The 8,016-nt window shown below is 66.3% G+C and carries 2 protein-coding genes; both read right to left on the bottom strand.

The annotated features are described in order from the left end of the window. Positions 1–30: 30 nt before the first annotated feature. Positions 31–3,930: a DNA-directed RNA polymerase subunit beta' gene (locus ACWF94_RS26610; protein WP_453493514.1), complete on the bottom strand. Its 3,900-nt coding sequence runs from the start codon at positions 3,928–3,930 to the stop codon at positions 31–33. Positions 3,931–4,026: 96 nt separating this feature from the next. Next, on the bottom strand, positions 4,027–7,509 hold the full coding sequence (rpoB, locus tag ACWF94_RS26605; protein ID WP_453493511.1) for a DNA-directed RNA polymerase subunit beta: 3,483 nt from the start codon (positions 7,507–7,509) through the stop codon (positions 4,027–4,029). Between the last annotated feature and the right edge of the window lie 507 nt (positions 7,510–8,016).

Below are 8,016 nucleotides of genomic sequence, written 5' to 3'. Positions count from 1 at the left end.
CCCCACGACCCCTACTCATGCCCCTCGCCGCTACTGGTTGTACGGACCGTAGTCGTAGTCCTCCAGCGGCACGGCCTGGCCGGAACCGGTGCCGAACGGCGAGTAATCGATGTCGTCGTAGCCGACGGCCGAGTACATCGCGGCCTTGGCCTCCTCGGTGGGCTCCACCCGGATGTTGCGGTAGCGGGACAGACCCGTACCGGCCGGGATGAGCTTACCGATGATGACGTTCTCCTTGAGACCGATCAGCGAGTCCGACTTGGCGTTGATCGCCGCGTCGGTCAGCACCCGGGTGGTCTCCTGGAAGGACGCCGCCGACAGCCACGACTCGGTGGCCAGCGACGCCTTGGTGATACCCATCAGCTGCGGACGGCCGGAGGCGGGGTGTCCGCCCTCGGTGACCACCCTGCGGTTCTCGGTCTCGAACTTCGAGCGCTCCACCAGCTCGCCCGGCAGCAGCTCCGCGTCGCCGGACTCGATGATGGTCACCCGGCGCAGCATCTGCCGGATGATGATCTCGATGTGCTTGTCGTGGATCGACACGCCCTGCGAGTTGTAGACCTTCTGGACCTCGCCGACCAGGTGGACCTGGACGGCCCGCTGGCCGAGGATGCGCAGCACGTCGTGCGGGTTGGTGGCACCCACGGTGAGCTTCTGGCCCACCTCGACATGGTCGCTCTCGCCCACCAGCAGACGGGCCCGCTTCGAGATCGGGAACGCCGTCTCGTCGCTGCCGTCGTCGGGGGTGACGACGAGCTTCTTGGTCTTCTCGGTCTCCTCGATCCGGACGCGGCCGGCCGCCTCCGAGATCGGGGCGACACCCTTGGGCGTACGGGCCTCGAACAGCTCGACGACACGCGGCAGACCCTGGGTGATGTCGTCACCGGCCACACCACCGGTGTGGAAGGTACGCATCGTCAGCTGGGTGCCGGGCTCACCGATGGACTGGGCGGCGATGATGCCGACCGCCTCACCGATGTCGACCAGCTTGCCGGTGGCCAGCGAGCGGCCGTAGCAGTACGCGCAGGTGCCGACCGCGGACTCACAGGTCAGGACCGAGCGGGTCTTGACCTCCTCCACGCCGGCGGCGACGACCGCGTCGATCAGGACATCGCCCAGGTCGACATTGGCCGGTGCGATGACCTTGCCGTCCACCACGACGTCCTCGGCGAGCATCCGCGCGTACACCGAGGTCTCGACGTCCTCGGCCTTGCGGAGCCTGCCCTCGGAGTCCTTCTCGGCGATCCGCAGCTTGAGGCCGCGGTCGGTGCCGCAGTCCTCTTCGCGGATGATGACGTCCTGCGAGACATCCACCAGACGACGGGTCAGATAACCCGAGTCGGCGGTGCGCAGGGCGGTGTCGGCCAGACCCTTACGGGCACCGTGCGTGGAGATGAAGTACTCCAGCACGGACAGGCCCTCACGGAAGGACGCCTTGATGGGACGCGGGATCGTCTCGTTCTTGGCGTTGGACACCAGACCACGCATACCGGCGATCTGACGCATCTGCATCATGTTTCCGCGAGCACCCGAGTTCACCATCATGAAGATGGGGTTGGTCTTCGGGAAGTTCGCGTTCATCGCGTCGGCGACCTCGTTGGTCGCCCGGGTCCAGATCTTGATCAGTTCGTTGGTGCGCTCTTCCTTGGTGATCAGACCGCGCTCGTACTGCTTCTGGACCTTCTCGTCCTGTGCCTCGTACCCGGAGACGATCTCCTTCTTCGCCTCGGGGACGACGACGTCCGAGATGGCGACGGTGACGCCGGAGCGGGTCGCCCAGAAGAAGCCGGCCGCCTTCAGGTTGTCGAGCGTCGCCGCCACGATGACCTTGGGGTAGCGCTCGGCGAGGTCGTTGACGATCTCGGAGAGCTGCTTCTTGCCGACGGAGTAGTCGACGAAGGGGTAGTCCTCGGGCAGCAGCTCATTGAAGAGCGCGCGGCCCAGCGTCGTACGCAGCCGGAAGGTGTCGCCCTGCTGCCACTCGGGCTCACCCTCCTCGCGCGCCGGCGGGGTCCAGCCGCGCGGCGGGATGGTGCCCACCGGGAAGCGGATGTCGACCTTCGCCTGGAGCGTCAGCTCCCGGGCGTCGAACGCCATGATCGCCTCGGCGGTGGAGCCGAAGGACCTGCCGTCGCCCTTGGTCGCGCGCTCCTCCTCGTCCGTGGTGAGGAAGAAGAGGCCCAGCACCATGTCCTGGGTGGGCATGGTGACGGGACGGCCGTCGGCCGGCTTGAGGATGTTGTTCGAGGACAGCATCAGGATGCGGGCCTCGGCCTGCGCCTCCGCGGAGAGCGGCAGGTGGACGGCCATCTGGTCACCGTCGAAGTCCGCGTTGAACGCGGTGCAGACGAGCGGGTGGATCTGGATGGCCTTGCCCTCGACCAGCTGCGGCTCGAACGCCTGGATGCCGAGGCGGTGCAGCGTGGGCGCACGGTTCAGCAGCACCGGGTGCTCGGCGATGACCTCTTCGAGGACGTCGTACACGACGGTACGGCCGCGCTCGACCATGCGCTTGGCCGACTTGATGTTCTGCGCGTGGTTCAGGTCGACCAGGCGCTTCATCACGAACGGCTTGAACAGCTCCAGGGCCATGGCCTTCGGCAGTCCGCACTGGTGCAGCTTGAGCTGCGGACCGACGACGATCACGGAGCGCGCGGAGTAGTCCACCCGCTTGCCGAGGAGGTTCTGCCGGAACCGGCCCTGCTTGCCCTTGAGCATGTCGCTCAGGGACTTCAGGGGGCGGTTGCCGGGCCCGGTGACCGGACGGCCGCGGCGGCCGTTGTCGAACAGCGCGTCGACGGCCTCCTGGAGCATCCGCTTCTCGTTGTTCACGATGATCTCGGGCGCACCGAGGTCGAGCAGCCGCTTGAGGCGGTTGTTCCGGTTGATCACCCGGCGGTACAGGTCGTTCAGGTCGGAGGTCGCGAAGCGGCCACCGTCGAGCTGCACCATCGGACGCAGGTCCGGCGGGATGACCGGCACGCAGTCCAGCACCATGCCCTTGGGGCTGTTGCTGGTCTGGAGGAACGCGGAGACGACCTTGAGGCGCTTGAGCGCACGGGTCTTCTTCTGGCCCTTGCCGGTACGGATGATCTCGCGGAGGCGCTCGGCCTCCTCGTTGAGGTCGAAGGACTCCAGGCGCTTCTGGAGCGCGGCGGCGCCCATCGAGCCGTCGAAGTAGGTGCCGAAGCGGTCGCGCAGCTCGCGGTAGAGCAGCTCGTCGCCCTCCAGGTCCTGGACCTTGAGGTTCTTGAAGCGGTTCCACACCTCGTCGAGACGGTCGATCTCGCGCTGGGCGCGGTCGCGCAGCTGCTTCATCTCGCGCTCGGCGCCCTCGCGCACCTTGCGGCGCACATCGGCCTTGGCGCCCTCGGCCTCCAGCTCGGCCAGGTCGGTCTCAAGCTTCTTGGCACGGGTTTCGAGGTCGGCGTCGCGGCGGTTCTCGACCTGCTGGCGCTCGACGGAGACATGCGCCTCCAGCGAGGGCAGATCGCGGGTGCGGCGCTCCTCGTCCACGAACGTGATCATGTAAGCGGCGAAGTAGATGACCTTCTCAAGGTCCTTCGGCGCCAGGTCCAGCAGATATCCCAGGCGCGACGGGACGCCCTTGAAGTACCAGATATGAGTGACGGGGGCGGCCAGCTCAATGTGGCCCATCCGCTCACGGCGCACCTTGGCGCGGGTGACCTCGACGCCACAGCGCTCACAGATGATGCCCTTGAAGCGGACACGCTTGTACTTGCCGCAGTAGCACTCCCAGTCCCGGGTGGGGCCGAAGATCTTCTCGCAGAAGAGTCCGTCCTTCTCGGGCTTGAGCGTGCGGTAGTTGATCGTCTCGGGCTTCTTGACCTCGCCGTGGGACCACTGGCGAATGTCGTCAGCGGTGGCCAGGCCGATCCGAAGCTCGTCGAAGAAGTTGACGTCGAGCACTATGCGTCAATCCCTCTCAGGGTTGTGTCTCAAGGTGGTCTGTACGGGGTCCGGGGCAGCGGCCGGGATCACCTGGGGCGATCCCGGCCGGACCCGTCAGACCTCTTCGACGCTGCTCGGCTCGCGCCGGGACAGGTCGATGCCGAGCTCTTCCGCAGCGCGGAAGACGTCCTCGTCGGTGTCGCGCATCTCGATGGACATGCCGTCCGAAGACAGCACCTCCACGTTGAGGCACAGGGACTGCATCTCCTTGATGAGCACCTTGAAGGACTCGGGGATGCCGGGCTCGGGGATGTTCTCGCCCTTGACGATGGCCTCGTAGACCTTCACGCGGCCGGTGACGTCGTCGGACTTGATGGTCAGCAGTTCCTGGAGGGCGTACGCGGCGCCATAAGCCTCCAGCGCCCACACCTCCATCTCACCGAAGCGCTGGCCACCGAACTGGGCCTTACCGCCCAGCGGCTGCTGGGTGATCATCGAGTACGGACCGGTCGACCGGGCGTGCAGCTTGTCGTCGACCAGGTGGTGAAGCTTGAGGATGTACATGTACCCGATCGAGATCGGGTCCGGGAACGGCTCGCCGGAGCGGCCGTCGAACAGCCTCGCCTTGCCGGACGGCAGGACCATCCGGTCGCCGTCGCGGTTGGGGATCGTGGACTCGAAGAGTCCGGAGATCTCGTCCTCGCGGGCACCGTCGAAGACCGGGGTGGCGACATTGGTGTCGGCGGCGACGTCATCGGCGCCGATCGCCTTCAGCCGCTCCATCCACTCCTCGTTGCCCTCGACCTTCCAGCCCTGGCTGGCGAGCCAGCCGAGGTGGATTTCGAGGACCTGTCCCGGGTTCATCCGGGACGGGACGCCCAGCGGGTTGAGGATGATGTCGACCGGAGTGCCGTCCTCCAGGAACGGCATGTCCTCGATCGGCAGGATCTTGGAGATGACGCCCTTGTTGCCGTGCCGGCCCGCGAGCTTGTCACCGTCGGTGATCTTGCGCTTCTGGGCGACGTAGACGCGGACGAGCTGGTTGACGCCGGGCGGCAGCTCGTCGCCCTCCTCGCGGTCGAAGACGCGGACGCCGATGACCTTGCCGATCTCGCCGTGCGGGACCTTCAGCGAGGTGTCACGGACCTCACGGGCCTTCTCGCCGAAGATCGCGCGGAGCAGGCGCTCCTCCGGGGTCAGCTCGGTCTCGCCCTTGGGCGTGACCTTGCCGACCAGGATGTCGCCGGCGACGACCTCGGCACCGATACGGATGATGCCGCGCTCGTCGAGGTCGGCGAGGACCTCCTCGGAGACGTTCGGGATGTCCCGGGTGATCTCCTCGGGGCCGAGCTTGGTGTCACGGGCGTCGACCTCGTGCTCCTCGATGTGGATCGAGGAGAGGACGTCGTCCTGTACGAGGCGCTGCGACAGGATGATCGCGTCCTCGTAGTTGTGACCCTCCCACGGCATGAACGCGACGAGCAGGTTCTTGCCGAGCGCCATCTCGCCCTGCTCGGTGGCCGGGCCGTCGGCGAGGACCTGGGTCTCGATGACCCGGTCGCCCTCGGAGACGATGACCTTCTGGTTGACCGAGGTGCCCTGGTTGGAGCGGGAGAACTTGGCGACGCGGTAGGTGGTGTAGGTGCCGTCGTCGTTGGCGACGGTGATGTAGTCCGCGGAGACCTCCTGGACCACACCGTCCTTCTCCGCCTTGATGACGTCACCGGCGTCGACCGCGCAGCGGTACTCCATGCCGGTGCCGACCAGCGGCGCCTCGGCCGTGATCAGCGGAACGGCCTGACGCATCATGTTCGCGCCCATGAGGGCGCGGTTGGCGTCGTCGTGCTCCAGGAACGGGATCATGGCGGTCGCGACCGACACCATCTGGCGCGGCGAGACGTCCATGTAGTCGACGTCCGTGCCGGGCACGTAGTCGACCTCGCCGCCACGGCGGCGGACCAGCACCCGGGCCTCGGCGAACCGCAGCTCGTCGGTCAGCGGCGCGTTGGCCTGCGCGATGACGAAGCGGTCTTCCTCGTCGGCGGTCAGGTAGTCGACCTCGTCGGTGACCTGGCCCTCGACGACCTTGCGGTACGGCGTCTCGATGAACCCGAAGGGGTTGATCCGGCCGTAGGAGGCCAGCGAGCCGATCAGACCGATGTTCGGGCCTTCCGGCGTCTCGATCGGGCACATCCGGCCGTAGTGCGAGGGGTGCACGTCACGGACTTCGAAGCCGGCCCGCTCACGGGACAGACCACCCGGGCCGAGCGCGTTGAGACGGCGCTTGTGCGTCAGGCCCGACAGCGGGTTGTTCTGGTCCATGAACTGGGACAACTGGCTGGTGCCGAAGAACTCCTTGATGGAGGCGACGACCGGCCGGATGTTGATCAGGGTCTGCGGCGTGATCGCCTCGACGTCCTGGGTGGTCATGCGCTCGCGCACGACGCGCTCCATACGGGCGAGACCCGTACGGACCTGGTTCTGGATCAGCTCGCCGACGTTACGGATACGGCGGTTGCCGAAGTGGTCGATGTCATCGGTCTCGACCATGATCGAGCGGCCGGACTCGCTGACCGTCTCGGTCTCCCCGGCGTGCAGCTTGACCAGGTACTTGATGGTCGCGATGACATCGTCGGTGGTGAGGACGCCGGCGTCCAGCGGCTCGTCCGCGCCGAGCTTCTTGTTCACCTTGTAGCGGCCGACCTTGGCGAGGTCGTAGCGCTTGGGGTTGAAGTAGAGGTTCTCCAGCAGCGTCTGAGCGGCCTCACGGGTCGGCGGCTCACCCGGGCGGAGCTTGCGGTAGATGTCGAGCAGCGCGTCGTCCTGGCCCTGGGTGTGGTCCTTCTCCAGGGTGGCGCGCATCGACTCGTACTCGCCGAACTCCTCAAGGATCTGCTCGGTCGTCCAGCCGAGAGCCTTGAGCAGCACGGTCACGGACTGCTTGCGCTTGCGGTCGATACGGACACCGACCATGTCGCGCTTGTCGATCTCCATCTCCAGCCAGGCACCCCGGGAAGGGATGATCTTGGCGGTGAAGATGTCCTTGTCGGACGTCTTGTCGATGGAGGAGTCGAAATAGACACCCGGCGAGCGGACCAGCTGCGACACCACGACACGCTCGGTGCCGTTGATGACGAAGGTGCCCTTGCCGGTCATGAGCGGGAAGTCGCCCATGAAGACCGTCTGGGACTTGATCTCGCCGGTTTCGTTATTGGTGAACTCGGCGGTGACGAAGAGGGGCGCGGCAAAGGTGAAGTCGCGCTCCTTGCACTCGTCGATGGAGTTCTTCGGAGGCTCGAAGCGGTGGTCGCGGAAGGTCAGCGACATCGACCCGCTGAAGTCCTCGATCGGGGAGATCTCCTCGAAGATCTCCTCCAGACCGGACTTCCTGGGGACGTCCTGACCACTCTCCAGAGCCGCCTCGACCCGAGCCTTCCATGCGGCATTGCCGAGCAGCCAGTCGAAGCTCTCGGTCTGGAGCGCGAGGAGGTTCGGAACCTCAAGAGGCTCCTTGATCTTTGCAAAGGAGATGCGCAGCGGGGCAGTGCTGGCGCCGTTGTTCGTATTCGCGGTCGAGGCGTTGCGCGAGGCGGCCAAGAGGGGTCCTTCCGAGGGCTCGGACTCACTACGCGCGTACCGGTCCCAAGCGAGGCACACTGAGAGAAGTCCCAGGTCAGGGATGGATCAATCAGCAGTGCTCATGCGGAGGGGTGCCCCTGGTGACGGGCAGGAGGCAGCTAACAGGCAGCGCAAAGGGTCAGTGTAGCCACTTGGCACACTGATGTCCAGTCCGGGTTGTGGAAACCCTCGTTGTTCTCAACTCCGCGCTGCCTCGCGCCGTAAGGCGCACCTCGATACTGCCCGTTCCGTCGCCGATCCATGCCTCGGATGCGGATCGTTGTGGCGACGCGTCCTGAGAATTGCGCGCTGCGTGCGGTTCGTCAAGGCCCCCCACCCCGGACCTGTGGCCGGGATCGTCACTGACCAGGCGCTTAGCGGTTCGCGGCGTACGGCGAATGATCACCATACTCGTCGGGGGCGGCGGCGCAACGCACGCGTCGCACAACGCCGAAGGGCGACCACCCGGATGGGTGATCGCCCTTC

This window comes from Streptomyces sp. NPDC055078 (assembly GCF_053607985.1).
This window is presented reverse-complemented; position numbering and strand designations above follow the sequence as displayed.